Annotated in this window: 14 protein-coding genes; 8 read left to right on the top strand and 6 right to left on the bottom strand. The window is 70.7% G+C overall.

All coding sequences use genetic code 11. The annotated features are described in order from the left end of the window. Positions 1-180 precede the first annotated feature (180 nt). A complete protein-coding gene (locus tag KBX46_RS31190; RefSeq protein ID WP_210795584.1) occupies positions 181-1,644 on the top strand; it encodes a polysaccharide biosynthesis tyrosine autokinase in 1,464 nt (487 codons plus the stop codon). On the opposite strand, the gene KBX46_RS31195 is transcribed toward KBX46_RS31190, so the two are convergent. Then, positions 1,625-2,179, bottom strand: a complete 555-nt coding sequence (locus tag KBX46_RS31195) for a low molecular weight phosphatase family protein (protein WP_088948273.1) — start codon at positions 2,177-2,179, stop codon at positions 1,625-1,627. The two genes, KBX46_RS31190 and KBX46_RS31195, sit on opposite strands and share 20 nt — an antisense overlap. 168 nt (positions 2,180-2,347) lie before the next feature. On the opposite strand from KBX46_RS31195, the gene KBX46_RS31200 reads away from it, so the two are divergent. From KBX46_RS31200 to KBX46_RS31215, 4 genes are all read left to right on the top strand, one after another. Further along, entirely contained in the window at positions 2,348-3,595 is a 1,248-nt protein-coding gene (locus KBX46_RS31200) for a glycosyltransferase family 4 protein (protein WP_210795586.1), read from the top strand. A gap of 97 nt (positions 3,596-3,692) precedes the next feature. Continuing rightward, positions 3,693-5,477 carry a DUF4012 domain-containing protein gene (locus tag KBX46_RS31205; protein ID WP_210795588.1) on the top strand — a complete coding sequence of 595 codons (1,785 nt, stop codon included), beginning with the start codon at positions 3,693-3,695 and terminating at the stop codon, positions 5,475-5,477. Between the two features lie 13 nt (positions 5,478-5,490). Continuing rightward, on the top strand, positions 5,491-6,126 hold the full coding sequence (locus tag KBX46_RS31210) for a hypothetical protein (protein ID WP_210795590.1): 636 nt from the start codon (positions 5,491-5,493) through the stop codon (positions 6,124-6,126). Between the two features lie 822 nt (positions 6,127-6,948). Beyond that, entirely contained in the window at positions 6,949-7,515 is a 567-nt protein-coding gene (locus KBX46_RS31215; RefSeq protein WP_210795592.1) for a hypothetical protein, read from the top strand. 77 nt (positions 7,516-7,592) lie between these two features. On the opposite strand, the gene KBX46_RS31220 is transcribed toward KBX46_RS31215, so the two are convergent. Both KBX46_RS31220 and KBX46_RS31225 read right to left on the bottom strand, forming a co-directional pair. Beyond that, positions 7,593-9,035 carry an MFS transporter gene (locus KBX46_RS31220; protein ID WP_210795594.1) on the bottom strand — a complete coding sequence of 481 codons (1,443 nt, stop codon included), beginning with the start codon at positions 9,033-9,035 and terminating at the stop codon, positions 7,593-7,595. A gap of 86 nt (positions 9,036-9,121) precedes the next feature. Then, positions 9,122-9,358: a hypothetical protein gene (locus KBX46_RS31225; protein WP_088948267.1), complete on the bottom strand. Its 237-nt coding sequence runs from the start codon at positions 9,356-9,358 to the stop codon at positions 9,122-9,124. Between the two features lie 146 nt (positions 9,359-9,504). Between KBX46_RS31225 and KBX46_RS31230 the strand changes: the two genes are divergently transcribed. Both KBX46_RS31230 and KBX46_RS31235 read left to right on the top strand, forming a co-directional pair. After that, positions 9,505-10,662: a geranylgeranyl reductase family protein gene (locus KBX46_RS31230; protein ID WP_210795596.1), complete on the top strand. Its 1,158-nt coding sequence runs from the start codon at positions 9,505-9,507 to the stop codon at positions 10,660-10,662. Between the two features lie 79 nt (positions 10,663-10,741). Further along, a complete protein-coding gene (locus KBX46_RS31235) occupies positions 10,742-10,915 on the top strand; it encodes a hypothetical protein (RefSeq protein ID WP_199177120.1) in 174 nt (57 codons plus the stop codon). A 57-nt stretch (positions 10,916-10,972) separates the two neighbouring features. Here KBX46_RS31235 and KBX46_RS31240 read toward each other — a convergent pair whose 3' ends face one another. Beyond that, positions 10,973-12,766, bottom strand: a complete 1,794-nt coding sequence (locus tag KBX46_RS31240) for a bifunctional UDP-sugar hydrolase/5'-nucleotidase (RefSeq protein ID WP_088948264.1) — start codon at positions 12,764-12,766, stop codon at positions 10,973-10,975. Between the two features lie 186 nt (positions 12,767-12,952). Here KBX46_RS31240 and KBX46_RS31245 point away from each other — a divergent pair, with 186 nt between their 5' ends. Beyond that, complete coding sequence (locus tag KBX46_RS31245; RefSeq protein WP_210795598.1) at positions 12,953-13,855, top strand: SDR family oxidoreductase; 903 nt, start codon at positions 12,953-12,955, stop codon at positions 13,853-13,855. 200 nt (positions 13,856-14,055) lie between these two features. On the opposite strand, the gene KBX46_RS31250 is transcribed toward KBX46_RS31245, so the two are convergent. Then, positions 14,056-14,715 carry a nucleotidyl transferase AbiEii/AbiGii toxin family protein gene (locus tag KBX46_RS31250; RefSeq protein ID WP_308159753.1) on the bottom strand — a complete coding sequence of 220 codons (660 nt, stop codon included), beginning with the start codon at positions 14,713-14,715 and terminating at the stop codon, positions 14,056-14,058. Then, the gene (locus tag KBX46_RS31255) at positions 14,712-15,053 is read right to left on the bottom strand and encodes a hypothetical protein (RefSeq protein WP_179779166.1); all 342 of its coding nucleotides are present in this window, start codon (positions 15,051-15,053) and stop codon (positions 14,712-14,714) included. The genes KBX46_RS31250 and KBX46_RS31255 overlap by 4 nt, the downstream gene beginning before the upstream one ends. Positions 15,054-15,567: the final 514 nt, after the last annotated feature.

Genomic DNA, 15,567 nt, shown 5'->3' on the forward strand with positions numbered 1-15,567 from the left:
GCCGCTGCCGAATGGGTGTTTGTCGGGTTGGTCATCCGGATGCACTTCGCACTGCGGAAAATACATAACTCCGGACATAAGGCGCATCAACCGCTTTAATGGTTTCACGAGTTTAGAGACGACCTTGGGGGTTTTCGTGAAGTTTATTGGCGTAACCGGACCGGCACGGAGGCGCTCCTGATGGACCTGCTCCGCCATTTGCGTCACGTGCGTCGGCACTGGTGGGTACCGCTGGTCACGATCATGGTGGCTCTGGGCGTCTCGGCGTTCCTGACCGTGCGGGCCCAACCCCGGTACGTCGCCTCGGTGACCTTCTTCGTCACCACCCCCAATGCGGGCATCAGCGACGCCTACCAGGGCGGGCTCTTCCTCCAGCAGCGCGTCAAGTCGTACGCCGACCTGCTCAGCAGCGACCGGCTGGCGCAGAGCGTGGTGGCCGAGACCCCGGTGGGCCTGACCGCGGACGAGGTGCAGCGCCGGGTGACCACCTCGACCGAGACCGGCACGGTTCTGCTGCGGGCGTCGGTCACCGACACCGACCAGACCCGCGCGCTGCGGGTGACGGAGTCCCTCGCCGCGAAGTTCGTCGAACTGGTGCAGAAGGTCGAGACGACGCCCGAAGGTAAGGCGCCGATCAAAATCGAAGTGGTCAGCGGCCCTCGGGTGAGCGCCAACCCTGTCTCGCCGCAGCCGGTCCGCAACCTCACCCTCGGCGGCCTGATCGGGCTGCTCCTCGGCGTCGGCCTGGCGATCCTGCGCGGCATCGCCGACGTACGGTTGCGCGACTCCGCGGGCCTGCAACGCGCCACCGGCAGCCCGCTGCTTGGCGAGATCCCGTTCGAGGCCAGCGCCCGCACCGCGCCGCTGATCGTGGGCGAGGCCGCGACCTCGGCGCGTGCCGAGGCGGTTCGCAAACTGCGGACCAACCTGCGCTTCGTCGATGTCCACGAGCCGGCCCGGGTCATCGCCGTGACCAGCGCCCTGCAGGGCGAGGGCAAGACCACCCTCTCCTGCAACCTGGCCATCGCACTCGCCGAGGCCGGCTGGCGGGTACTGCTGGTCGACGCGGACCTGCGCCGCCCGAAGGTCGACGACTACCTGGGCCTGGACGCCGGTGTCGGTCTCACCGACGTCCTGGTCGGCGACGTGCAGGTCGGTGATGTCGTGCAGCGCTGGGGGGACAAGTCGCTCCTGGTGCTGCCCAGCGGGTCGGCCCCGCCGAACCCGAGCGAGCTGCTCGGCTCCAAGGCGATGTCGGATTTGTTGCTGGCGCTGCGCGAGTCGGCGGACATCGTGATCATCGACACCGCGCCGCTGCTCGCGGTGACCGACGGCGTGGTCGTCGCCGTGCAGGCCGACGGTGCCCTGCTGGTGACCCAGCAGGGCCGTACCTCCCGGACCCAGGTGGCCGCCGCGGCCCGCTCGCTGCACTCGGTCTCGGTCCGGCTGCTCGGCTGCGTGCTGAACATGGCGAAGGTGGCCAAGGCCGAGGCGTACCAGTACGAGGCCTACCGGGTGGTCGCCTCGACGCCCACGGCGTCGGTGCCGGCCGACCGGGCCGCGTCCGGCAGGCACGTCGCGACCACCGACGGGGTCAACGGCGTCCCCGACCACACCCAGGAACTCACCCGGTTGCCCCGATGAGCGTGGCGAGGGGTCGCAGCGACCGTTCGATCTCCTCGGCGCAGCGTCGGAAGTCGGCGGCGGTGCCGCCGATCGGGTCCCGAAGGTCGTCCGCCTCGGGGGCGGCAGGTTGCAGCCGTCCCCGGGCCTGGGCGGCGGCGGCGATCGCCGCGCCCAACGGGTCGTCGCTCGATCCGTCGAGTGGCTCGGCCGCCGCGGCCAGCCGGCCGAACTGGCGCACGGTGAACGTCCGGTGCAGCGCCGCCGGTGTCAGCGCGGTGCAGACCGAGCGCTGGCGTCGGGTCGCGGTCAGCACCAGCGTCGCGTCGGCCAGGTACTCGGGGCGCAACCCCCGGGTCCGGAACTCCGCCGGGTCGGCGCCGTTGTCGGCCGCGATCTCCATCGCGTACGGGTGCATCGCCAGCCCGTCGATCGCGTCGGTGCCGGCGCTGGCCACGGTGACGGGCCGGTCGGCCAACAGTCGGCGGGCCAGGAACTCGGCCATCGGCGACCGGCACAGGTTGGCGTGGCAGACGAACAACACGCGATCAGCCATCGGTGCCCCTCTCATCGATGCGGACGCGGGTGTCCGCACCGCGAGGGCGGTGCGTCGACGCCGGAGGCCGCGCGGGGAGGGGTTGTCGGCATCGTACGCGGGCCGGGCGCCTGCCGGTCGTGGTGCCGCGCCGGTCGACGTCGATCCACGCCGGACGGGGGCGCCGCGGTGAGGATCGGAATCCTGTCGTACCACTTTCCGCCCGAGCCGGCGTTCATCCCGGGCAGCCTCGCCGAGGAACTGGCCGCGCGGGGGCACGAGGTCCGGGTGCTCACCGGCTTTCCGGACTATCCCGGTGGGCACGTCTATCCCGGCTGGCGGCAGCGTTGGCACCACGAGACGCACAGCGAACGGCTGACCGTCCGACGGGTGCCGCGCTACCCCGGGCGTGCCGCGTCCACCGGTACCCGGATGGCCAGCTACCTCTCTTTCGCCGGCAGCGCGACGCTGGCCGCGCGCCGGTACTTCCGCGACGTGGACGCGCTCTACGTCTTTCAACTGCCGGCGACGACGTTCGCCACCGCCGGGGTGCTCCGGCTGCTCGGCCGGGTGCCGGCGGTGCTGCACGTGCAGGATGTCTGGGCCTCGGACGGCGTCGACGAGACGGGCGAGGGTCGCTGGGCGGTGCGGATGGGCAGCGCGATGACCCGGATCTACCGGGCCGCGGCGCGGATCGCGGTAGCCGCACCGTCGATGCGGGACCTGGTGGTCGCCGCGGGCGCCGACCCGACCCGGGTCCGACTGGTGCTGAACTGGACCGACGAGCGGATCTTCCATCCGGTGACGCCCGGCGCGGCTGCCCGTCAGCTGGTTCGCCGGGACGGCCGGTGCGTGGTGATGCACGCCGGGACCATCGGCGCCCGGCAAGGGCTGGAGACCGCTGTCCGGGCGGCGGCGGCACTGGACCGGTCGATGGATCTGGTCCTGGTCGGTTCGGGCGCTGAAGAGCGGCGGGTGCGGGGGCTCGCCGCCGAGCTGGGCGCGGACAACGTCCGCTTCATGGAGCGACGGTCGCCCGTCGACATGCCCGAGCTGTACGCGGCCGCCGACTACCAGCTCGTCATGCTGCGTGACCTTCCGGAGCTGCGCGGCACGGTGCCGGGCAAGCTCCAGGCCGCGCTCTCGTGTGCCGCACCGGTGGTGGCGTCGGCCGGCGGGGACACGGCCGAGCTTGTCGAACGAGCCAGAGCAGGGCTCTCCTGCCCCCCGGAGGACTGGGCGGCTCTGGCCGACCGGTTCTGGTTGGCCGCCACCATTCCTCCGCCGACCCGGGCCGAGATGGGTCGGCGGGGCCGGGCGGCGTACCTGCGGGAGATGTCGCTGCCCGCCGGTGTGGACCGGATCGAGCGACTGCTGCATGAGGCGGCAGGACGAGTCGCGGAGCCGGCCGGCAACTCGCGAGGAAACCTCGTTTAAAGGGCAAGACTTGCAATAACGGTACGAAGTTCCCCGGCGCGTGCTAAGAACGTCAGGGAATCGACCATCTGTCCGATTCCGCGAACGGGAGTGTGGTGTGACGGAAAGCGAACGGCCGACCCGGCGGCGGAGCCGGTCCCGGCGTCGTCGGCGTGCCCGACTGCGACGTGTCCTCCTCAGTGCCCTGGTGGTCGGCTCGCTGCTGCTGGCGGTCGGCGGGTGGGTCGGCTTCCGCGGCTGGCAGGCGCGTGCCCACCTGCTCAACGCCGCCGGTCTGGCTCGGGAGCTGAGCGCCCAGGTCGTCGGTGGGGACACCGACCGGGCTCTGCGGACGCTCGCCGCTCTGCAGTCGCAGTCGGGCGCGGCCCGGAAGGCGACGGGCGACCCGAGCTGGCAACTCGGTCGGCGTACCCCGATCGCCGGCGACGACCTCGACGCGGTCCGGCAGATCGCCATCGCCATCGACGAGCTGGCACGGCAGGCGTTCCCGACCCTGCTCCGGACGGATCTGACCAGCCTGGTGCCGACCGGTGGTCGACTGGACCTGGCCCGGCTCGGCGACGTCTCCGCCGAACTGACCCGCGCGGACGAGTCGGTGCAGCGGACGCGTCGAGACCTGGCTGCGGTGCCCGCCGAGAGTCTGGTCAGTCAGGTCCGGCAGGCGCTGATCGACCTGCGCGGCGAGATCGACCGCCTGGCCAGCCTCACCTCGGCCGCCGACCAGGGAGCCCGTCTGTTGCCGCCACTGCTCGGCGCGAGCGGCCCGCGACGCTACCTGCTGGTCTCGCAGAACCTCGCCGAGTTGCGCGCCACCGGCGGCATGTTCGGCGCGTACGCGATCATGGAGGCGGAGAACGGCAAGGTGAAGATGGGCAAGCAGGGCAGCAGTGCCTCGCTCGGCCAGTTCACCCCGGCGTTGAAGCTGCCCGCCGAGACCCGCGCGCTCTGGACCGACCTGCCCGGCATCTACCCGGCCGACGTCAATCTCTCCCCGCACTTCCCGACCGCGGCCGCGCTGTACCGCGAGATGTTCCGCCGTAAGACGGGCACCACAGTCGACGGTGTGCTCGCCGTGGACCCGGTGGTGCTGTCCTATCTGCTCAAGGCGACCGGCCCGGTTCTGGTGCCCGGCGGGGTCCCGCTCGCCAGCGAGAAGGTCGTGCAGACCCTGCTCAACGACAGCTACCAACGGCTGGACGTGAAGCAGCAGGACGAATTCTTCGCCTCATCAGCAGCAGCGGTGTTTGATGCCTTCTTCAAGAAGAATGTCAACCCACGGGTGTTGTTGTCCGCATTTGACCGTGCTATCACCGAACGGCGGATATTGTTCTGGAGTGCCCGACCTGAGGAACAGCGGACGTTCGGCGACAGCCGGATGGCCGGGACGCTTCCGGAACAGGACACCGTGCCGACCGTCGGCGTGTTCCTCAACGACGGCAGCGGCGCGAAGCTCGGCTACTACCTGCGGCCGACGGCGAACCTCACGGTCGGCGAATGCCGACCCGACGGACGCCGTGAGCTCCGGTTGCGGGTGACCCTGCGCTCGACGGCGCCGAAGTCCGGACTTAGCGAGTCGGTCCTCGGCCTCGGCCTGGCCGGCGATCCGTACACCGCCCGCACGTTGGTGTCGATCTTCAGCCCGGCCGGCGGGGCGGTGCTCGACGCCCGGCTCGACGGGGCCGAGACGGCGCTTGGCAGCGGCACCGAACGCCACCGCCAGGTGGCGACGGCCAGCGTCGACGTCGGCCCCGGTGCCGAGAGGGCGCTGGAGGTCACCGTGCTGACGGCCAAGACCGGCGTCGGCCAGGCCGAGTTGCGACTGACCCCCACCGCCAGCCCCTGGACCACCCAAGTTCATTCCGCACCAAGCTGTGACCAGTAGGAGGGAACCAATCATGCGGCTATCCCGCATCATCATGGCGCTCACGGTCGGCCTGGCCGTGGTGGCCGTGCCGACGGCAGCGGTGGCGGCACAGCCGCAGCCGACGCCCAGCGCGACCGCGACCACTGACCCGCCGCAGCCGCCGCCGTACCCACCGGCCGCCGCGTCGCTCACCGTCAACCGGCCGACGATCTACCTCGGCGAGACGGTCATCCTGACCGGCACCGGCTTCGGTCCGAACGAGACCGTCGACATCGTGGTGACGGTGACCCCGTTCGCCGCTCCGGCCGGCGGCCAGGCTCCGGCTCGCCGCAGCGACGGCAGCACCGTCGCCATGGCCCCGGTGGCCCACCAGGCGAGCGCGCCCCTGACCTTCACGGCGCAAACCGACGCCCAGGGTCGTTTCACCAGGAGCTACAAGCCGTCGGTGACGGGTCTGCTGACCTTCACCGCGACCGGTCGCGAGTCCGGCCGTACGGCCAGCACGCAGCTGCGGGTGCTGCACAAGAAGCAGCCGCTGCCCGTCACCGGTGACAGCATGGGTACGCCCATGAAGCTCGGCGGTGGCCTGGTCGGCGCCGGAGCGGTCATGCTGCTGCTGACCCTGGCCTGGCGTCGCCGCCAGCGCCTCGGCGGTGTTGCGCACTAACCCGCACCACCGGGCAACGCCCGGTTCGCACTGAAGCTGGCGCCCGTCGGACCACTCCGACGGGCGCCAGCTCTTCGTCAGCCCGCCCGGGGTCATTTGTCCGGGTTTAGCAGCCTCGGCGCAGTCGAGGCCTCTTTGATCGACTCGGTTTCCTTGAAGTCGGGGTGTCAACCCGTCCCGGTTACCGCGTGATCCGTGAACCCGAGTGGATCACGCCCGGGCTCGGGTGGTTTTGTCGCGGCTGCCGGGCTGCCGGGCTGCCGGCTGACGCGAAGTTTGTCCGTTTCAGGGGGTGTCTGGGCTGTGACCGGTCGCACCGGTGGGTCGGAATGATGGCCGGGGCGGGGTCGTTACACACTCTGACGATCGCAGGACCACCGCCTCACCGCCCCGCCCAACCGGGGTTGGAACAGCTGGTAGCGGGGTTGGAATGCCGACCCGGCCCGCATCGTTGAAGCCTCCCAGCACCCCGCTCCATCGGGTGCGACGGGATGGCCCGCCCCCGGGAATGACCCCGGGTCCCCGGTCGTTGCAGTCCCCACGAGCGACCACCCGAGCACCGCTTCACCCGAGCGGACGAGGGCGGGTGGGCCCACCGGGGAATGACCCCCGACCCCCGGTCGTTACACATGAACCTGGCGCCCGAGCCCCGCTCGCAGGCAGCCGACCCGGCCCCCGCAAGCCCCCCGGCCTGACTGGTGCCGATCTCCCCCAGACTTTTCCCCTTTGTTTGATGCAGCGCCGGACGAGGTGCTCACACCCTTGTGTCGCCGACCCCCCTTGGCGGTGCGGGTGTTTCCTACCCCCGAAGGAGCTACCCCCATGAACACGATCTTCCGTAAGAGCATGTTGTCTGTTGCTGGTCTCGCGTTCGCCGGTGGTGTCTTCGCCGGCCCGATCGCCGCCCACGCTGCCAGCCCGGCCGTGGATGGCAAGCCGGTGGCGGTGGCGGTGCAGTCGGCCGCCCCGAAGCCCCAGGGCGAGCAGTCCCACATCACGTTGAATGATGAGCAGACGGCGAACGTCAAGGCGATCATCGCCGCGACGAAGAAGGCCGGCCTGCCCGAGCGCGCCGCGGTGATCTCGATCGCGACGAGCCTGCAGGAGTCGAAGCTGGAAAACCTGGGCCACCTCGGCGACGCCAATGACCATGACTCGCTGGGCCTGTTCCAGCAGCGCCCGACCAGTGGTTGGGGTACGCCGGAGCAGATCACCGACCCGGCCTACTCGACGACCGCGTTCCTCAAGGGCCTCCGCCAGGTTGACGGGTGGCAGGACATGGCGCTGACCGACGCCGCGCAGACCGTGCAGGTCTCCGCCTACCCCGATGCCTACGCCCAGTGGGAGCAGCAGGCCACCGACCTCGTCGCCCAGCACTGGAACAGCTGACCCACCAACACACACACTGAACGACCCGACCGCTGGCCGGCACCCCACCCGGGGTGCCGGCCAGCGGCGTACCCATGTCAGTTCTTGTGGTGGTTGTGGGTGCGGACGATGTCGATCAGCGCGCAGATCAGCGCGAGCACGATGATGCCGGTGGCCAGCAGGAGCGATCGCTCGAAGGCGCTGGTCCAGTTGCCGCGGCTGTCGGCCAGCGACGAGAAGAACATCGAACCGACGGCGGCGATGCCGGCCGCGGCGCCGATGCGCTGACCGGTCTGGAGCATCCCGGCGCCGCTGCCCGACTGCCCTACCGGCACTTCGGAGAGGGTGATCGTCTGGTTGGGGGCGATCACCAGCCCGCTGCCGATGCCGGCGACGAGCAGTGGACCGGCGGCAACCCAGGGCGCGGGGGCGTCCGGCGCGAGTTTCAGCGCGACCACCGTTGCGGCCAGGCCGATCACCACAGTGAGCAGACCGATGGCGACCAGTGGTCGGCCGAAGCGGTTGACGACGCGGCCACCGAGTACGGCGGCAGCCGCCGATCCCAGGGCGAACGGGGTGATGGCCAGACCGGCGATGAACGCGCTGTAACCGAGACCCATCTGTAGGAACAGGGTGAAGATGAAGAAGATCGCGGTGAAGCCGCCGAAGTAGACCAGCGCCAGGATCGAGCCCAGTGTGTACGACTGGAGGTTGAACAGTCGAAGGTCGAACAGGGGTTCGTAACGGCGTGCGAAGCGTCGCTCCCAGAGCCCGAAGACGACCAGCACGGCCAGGCCGACCGGGATGAGCGCCCACTTCCAGGGGGTCTGCCACTGCTGCTCCTGCACGAGCGGAAGCAGGACGAGGACGACGCCCACACCGAGCAGGAGGACACCGACGGGGTCGAGTCGATGCCAGCCGACCTGACCGGCGGGGCGGCCGGGCAGCAGACGCCAGCCGAGAATCACCGCGAGGATGCCGACGGGCACGTTGACGAAGAAGACCCACCGCCACCCGTGTTCCTCGCCGCCGATGGCTATGAGCAGCCCGCCGAGCAACGGCCCGACCGCTGTGGAGATTCCGATGGTTGCGCCGAGCAGCCCGAACGGGCGCGCCCGTTCGGGCCCCCGGAAGAGTTGCTGGATGAGCCCGATGACCTGCGGGTTGACGACGCCGGCGGCGGCACCCTGAAGCAGTCGGGCGATGACCAGCCACGTCGGTGAGGTGGCGAGGCCGGCGAGCGCGCTGGTCACGGTGAAGAGCGAGATGCCGAAGACGAACGCGTTGCGCCGACCGCGTGCGTCGCCGAAGCGGCCGGCGGGGACCAGCGCCAGGCCGAAGGTGAGTGCGTACCCGGAGAGGATCCACTGCAGGTCGCTCGGCGACGCGTGCAGCGCCCGGTCGATGGAGGGCACCGCGACGTTGACGATGCTCACGTCGAGCAGCGTCATGAACGCGGCGACCAACCCGACACCGACCGCCTGCCAGCGTCGTCGGTTCTCGGCCGCCGTCACCGGTTGCGGCGTCTGCGCCGCACTCATCGCGCCCCCCGTTGACCGTCGATCACGCATTGCTGATCGCTACCCGGAGCATCGGGGGGCGAATCGTCGTGGATTGTTCGGTGCCCTCACGCCATCTGGCGGGCGCAGAACCGGGGGCCGAAGTCGAGGCCGGCCATCGGCGAGTCCTCGCGGTGCAGCAGGCCCTTCTCGGTGAGCAGGTGCAGGGGGCTGTCCACCTGCTCCTGGGTCAGCCCTGATACCTCGGCGATGAGGTCCGGGTACGGCACCTGCCCGCGTGCCTCCAGGGTGGTGACCGCCTGGTACACGCGTTGCTCGGCCTCCGACAGTTGCACCTGCTGCATGCTTCCTCCTTCGTTCGTCCGCCGTCGTGCGGCGGCTGCCGTGCGCGGGTTACCCCCTGGGTGACCGAAGATGCACACCCGATCGGGCGGTCGGTGTCGGCTGTGGCGTACGGTCCGGGCCTTCGGTGGTGCCCTAGGCTGCCTTCGTGATCGTTTGGGACCTCGTCGTCGTCGGCGCCGGCCCCGCCGGGCTCTCCGCGGCGCACGCCGCTGCCCGCGCCGGTGTCTCCACCCTTGTTGTCGAGCGAGCCGCGCATCCGCGCTACAAGACCTGTGGTGGTGGCCTGATCGGCACCTCCCTGGCGGCCGTCGCGGATCGGATCGAGGTGCCGGCGCACGACCGGGTGGACCGGGTCACGTTCACCCGCGACGGCCGTCGGGAGTTCACCCGCCGCAGCGACAGCCCGGTCGTGACCATGGTGCGCCGCGAGGAGTTCGACGACCGGCTGCGCGCGGCGGCGGTCGCCGCGGGCGCGCAGATGCGGGAGCGGGTCGCCGTCCGCGCGATCGAGCAGGACCCCGAGGGGGTACGCCTGCGGCTGGCTGACGGTACGACGATCGCAGCCCGCGCGGTGATCGGGGCGGACGGTTCGTCGGGAGTGACCGCCCGGCATGTGGGGGTCCGGTACCGGCAGGTGGACCTGGGTCTGGAGCTGGAGATCCCGGTGCCCCCGGCCGAGCAGGAGCGGTGGCGGGGGCGGTTGCTGCTGGACTGGGGAGCGATGCCGGGGTCGTACGCCTGGGTCTTTCCCAAGGGTGACCGGTTGACTGTCGGGGTGATCGCCGGGCGGGGCGCGGGGGAGGGGACCCGGGAGTACCTGCGGCGGTTCGTGGACCGGTTGGGGCTGACCGGCTTGCCGGCGGAGCACGACTCCGGGCACCTGACCCGGTGCCGGGAGGAGGACTCGCCGTTGCGCAACGGCCGGGTGCTGGTCGTGGGGGATGCGGCGGGGCTGTTGGAGCCGTGGAGCCGGGAGGGCATCAGCTTCGCGTTGCGTTCCGGCGGGCTGGCCGGTGCGGCGGTCGCGGCCGGTGACCTGTCCGGGTACGAGCGGGCGGTCGTCGAGGGGCTTGTGCCGGAGATGCGGGCGGGCTTCCGGCTGCTGGACGTGTTCACCCGCCGCCCGGACGTGTTCCACGCCCTGCTGGCGACGCCGCCGGGCTGGCGGATGTTCGTCCAGTTCTGCCAGGGGCGGGCGAGCTTCGACGAAATGCTGCGGCGTCGGCCCATCCGGGCGGCCCTCGCGGTGCTGGATCGGGTGCCAGCCCCGCGCCGGGCTCCTTCTATTCACCCAGGATCCTAGGATGCCCTACGCGGTGTGACCGCGCACTGGTGTCCAGTGGCCCAGCCCCTGGACAATGGTGGGGGAGTGGGAGGTGCAGATGGCCGAGCAGCCGTTCACCGATGACGAGTACGCGTTCCTGCGCCACGCGCGGTTCGGCGAGTTGCCGCTCGCGGTGCGTCCCGACGAGCGCGTCGCCCTGACCGAGACCGACCCCGGGCGCGACCGCCCGGAGGAGGCCGAGGACCCGATCCGCTGGAACGTGCAGGGCTGAGAACGCACGACGGGCCGCGGGTGTCGCCACCCACGGCCCGTTCGCGATGTGCTGGGGTCAGAAGACCGGCACGCCCTCGCGTACCAGTCGCCAGTTCTGCTGGAAGAAGTCGGCCGGGTCGATCGTCCCCTTGGCCTGCGCCCAGTCGATGAGCAGCTGACGGATCTCCTGCTGCGCGTTGTAGACCTGGGTCTTCACGATGCCGGGGAAGTTGCCGCCGCCGCTGCGCCGATAGTTGTTCACCGCCATCACGAACTGGGCGTTGTCCGCCACCGGAGTGTCGGTGCCGGCCAGCACCAGGCGGGTGATCCGCTGCCCGATCGGCTTGGAGATGTCGATGTCGTAGTCCAGGCCGGAGATCACGTCGTAGTTGTAGTCCGGCACCGCCGGCGAGTCGCTGATCTGCTCCGGGTCGACCGGGGCGCCCGGAGCGAGGGTCCGGAAGTACTTCGCCGAGTACTCCAGGTAGGTGCGCACCTCCGCGCCGCTGAGCACGACCGCCTCGAGCGTGTTGTCGAAGACGTAGAGCCCTGCCACGTCACGGATCTTCACGTCCCCGGCGGGGAAGACCGCAGTACGGCTGAACGGGGACGCCTGGGACAGCACCGGCAGGTCGGCGTACTGCGTGCCGGCCAGCGCCTTCGTGACGGTCTCGGCCTGGACGTGGTTGATGAAGTCCAGGATGGGAGTGTCCTTGTACCGGGATTCCACTGTGGACATCTCGACGGTGGCCTGGGCCACCACCTGGTTGACGTACGCGATGGTCTTCTGGTGTTGGGCCCGCACGGCGGCGAGCACCTTCGGGTCCTCGACCACGGTGTTGGTGTTCAGCATGCTGGCGGCCTTCTTGGTGATCGTCCACCGGCCGCGCTCGCGGGTCAGGGTGAAGTCCATCCGGGTGAGCCGCTGGCCCCACTTCGACGGCTCGGAGAGCAGCACCTGCGCGCCGGTCCGCTCGTTGGTGACGAACCGCTCGACCACCTCGTTGTGCGCGTGACCGAAGAGGATCGCGTCGATCCCCGGCACCTGCTGGGCGATCAACGCCACCGGGTTCTCGTTCGGCAGCTCCGGGCCGTAGCTGGAGGTGCCGCTGTCACCGCCGTGCGCGGAGATCAGCACGAGGTCCGCGCCGCGGGCCCGCATGATCGGCACCCACTTCGCCGCGGTCGCGACCATGTCGTCGAAGCGCAGCTTGCCCTCGACGTTGCCCTTGTCCCAGATGGCCACACCGGGGTTGGTCAACCCCAGGATGCCGACCCGCAGGGTCGGCGCGGCGAAACCGAGGGAGACCTTCTTGATGACGTACGGCAGGAAGGCCGGCTTGCCGGTCTTCGCGTTGACCGCGTTCGCGGCGAGGGCCGGGAAACCGAGCTGACGGATCCACAGGTCCAGCAACGGCAGGCCGTAGTTGAACTCGTGGTTGCCCAGCGTCACCGCGTCGTAGTCGATGACGTTCATCGCCCGGGCCATCGGGTGCTTCTCGCCGGTGGCGGTGATCGGCTCCTGCTTGGCGTAGTACGTGGCCAGCGGCGTGCCCTGGATGGTGTCGCCGGCGTCGAGCACCAGCGTCGCCTTGCCGCGCCGCTCCCGACGGATCTGGTTGATCAGAGTCGCCAGCTTCGCGACGCCGATGTCGTTCTGCTTGCTGTCGTCGTACTCGGCGTCGCGGTAGTAGTCCCAGTTGTAGACGTTGCCGTGCGTGTCCGACGTGCCCAGGAGGGTGAGGTCCCAGGTGCGCGGCCGGGCCGCGCCGGCCGCCTGCGCGGGCGCGGCGGCGATCAGCGGGGCGGTCGCGGCCGCCGCCGCGGCGACGAGCACCTGGCGACGCGACGGGCCGGAGGGAGAGGTCATGACGTGCCTTTCCATGGGGGTGGACGCGCCTCGTGAGCGCCTTGCGCACCATAACCAGCAGCGGACACTCCTGCCACGCCAGCCCCAGGTGCTGCTGCGGTTTCCGCAGGCCGGCGCAGGGTACGGCGGTCAGGGACGACATTCGCGGGGTAGCCCCCGCTTCCCGCGCGGCGCGAGGAGAGATCGGTGAGCGAGGACCAGCACACCCAGCAGGACCCCACCAGCCAGTACGGCCAGCAGTCCGGCCAGCCCGCACAACAGCAGTCACCGCCCGGCTCGACCGCCGACATGACTCCGAAGCCGGACCACGGCGAGGAGTCGTACCGGGGCAGCGGCAAGCTCGACGGCAAACGGGCGCTGATCACCGGGGGTGACTCGGGGATCGGCCGGGCGGTCGCGCTGGCGTTCGCCCGGGAGGGCGCCGACGTGCTGATCTCGTACCTGAGCGAGGAGGAGGACGCCGACGCCCAGGAGACGATCCGCCTGATCGAGGACGCCGGCCGGCGGGGGATCGCGGTCCGCGGCGACGTCACCGACGAGGCGCACTGCCAGGAGCTTGTCGACCGGACGGTCCGCGACCTGGGCGGCATCGACATCCTGGTCAACAACGCGGCGTACCAGATGTCGCAGGACAAGGGCATCCTCGGGATCAGCACCGAGCAGTTCGACCGGGTGCTCAAGACCAACCTGTACGCGATGTTCTGGCTGTGCAAGGCCGCCATTCCGCACCTGGCCGAGGGGTCGGCGATCATCAACACGGCGTCGATCCAGGCGTTCGACCCGTCGCCGCAGCTGTTGGACTACGCGACCACGAAGGCGGGGATCACCAACTTCACCAAGGCCCTCGCGGCCGACCTGGCCGAGCAGGGCATCCGGGTCAACGCGGTCGCGCCCGGCCCGGTCTGGACGCCGCTGATTCCGTCGACGATGCCGGAGGAGAAGGTGAAGCAGTTCGGCACCGACACCCCGGAGGGTCGCCCCGGTCAGCCGGCAGAGCTGGCCCCGGCGTACGTCTTCTTCGCCTCGCAGGAATCCAGCTACGTCACCGGCGAGATCCTGGGCGTCACGGGCGGCCGACCGACCAAGTGATCCGCCGTCGGGGCGGGCGCTGCTCGGGCGCCCGCCCCGACGCGGCTCGGTCCGGTGAGTCGTGATCCGGCCTCCGGGCGCTGCGCTGGGCCGGCGGCCCGTCTCGGTGCGTGGTTCGTTGCTCGGGCGGACCCGCCGACCAGCTCACCGCCGCAAGGGCGTTGCCCGTCTCGTTGCGTGGTTCGCCGACGGCGCCTGGGTCAGCGCGGCCAGGCGGCGAAGCGCTGCCGGACCTGGGCGATGTCGGCGGCGCTCAGACCGTAACGTCCGAAGCGTTGCTCGGGCAGGCGGTCCAGGTAGCGGCCGGCGGCGCGCACGTCGTCCGGGTCCAGCGCGGGGTCGACCTGCCGTGCCAGCACCAGCAGCTCGGTCACGTCGTAATGCTCCAACGCCGCCGCCACGTCGATGAAGTCACGGACCTCCCGCCGGTTGACCAGTGCCGCGATCTTGTTGGCCACCAGGTCGCGGACGTCCATCACCGGGCCGAGGTCCATCACCACCGGGCTCTGCTGGCGGTCCAACCGGGCGAGGCTGAGCCGGATCTGCCGTCCGTCCCGGGTCACCACGAAGTCCTTCATGTCCTGCTCGTACCCGTCGAACAGCTCGCCCAGCTCACTGTCCGGGTCGGCGTCGCTGACGAGGAAGCCGGCTCGCTCCAACGCCCCGCGCACCCCCGCGGAGGCCGCCGCGGCGGCACCCTCCACGTCCGCGAAGAGGTCGACGTCCTCCGTCGGGCGGGCGACCAACCCGTGCGCCGCCCAGGCCACCCCGCCACCCAACACGAACCGGTACGGTCCGGCGGCGGTGAGCGCCACCCGGGCCACCTCCCGGTAGAAGTCGTGCAGATGAGGCTCGGTCACGCCGCGCGCAGGCCGCGGTGCCGGCTCTCCCACGCCTGCCGTACGCCCCGAGGCAGGTTGAGCAGTCGCCACACCCGGCGCAGCGTCCGCCCGTTGATCAGGACGCGCAGGTCCTCGGTGCGGGTCGTCTCGCGCAGCACGTTCTCGTACATCCAGAGCAGCTGGTCGGGGTCGGCGAGGTCGAAGGTGCGCTCGGCGTTCCACATCAACCGCACCGGCAGCTCCACCACACCGCGAGTGGGCCCGGCCAGCTCGACGAGTGTCCGCGCCACCACGGCAGGGCGACCCGGTCGGGCCAGGAAGGCCACGCCGGTCGCGGTGGGGGAGACGGCCTGCATGGTGTCAGGGTAACGCCCACCCGAGCCGGTGTCGCTCAAGACGATCCCTGCGCCCTGCCGCAGGCTGTTGACGGTGCTTCACGGAGCCCAGGCCAACTGGCCGCCCGAGCGCCCGGGTCGGGCAGCCTCCGACGGAGGTTCGTCCGATTTGCCCCCGCCTGCGACGGCTGAGGTCTCCGTGATCAACTCGGGTTTCTTGAAGTCGCGGTGTCATGCCGTCTCGGACACCCCGGGTTTCAGGAAGCCGAGTCGATCAAGCCCGATTTAGCGTCCTGAGGGCCGACCACGCCCGAGGCTGGGGGCTTTTGTCCGGTCTGAGAGGTCGAGTCGAGCGCGCCGAGCACCGCGCCACGAGGGTTGCGGCCTTCGGGGCGTTTGGCCTGTGAGCGGTCGCACCGGTGGGTCGGAATGATGGCCCGGGCGGGGTCGTTACACACTCTGACGATCGCAGGACCACCGCCTCACCGCCCCGCCCAACCGGGGTTGGAACAGCTGGTAGCGGGGTTGGAATGCC

Source organism: Micromonospora sp. C81, assembly GCF_018070425.1.
GTDB lineage: Bacteria > Actinomycetota > Actinomycetes > Mycobacteriales > Micromonosporaceae > Micromonospora > Micromonospora zamorensis.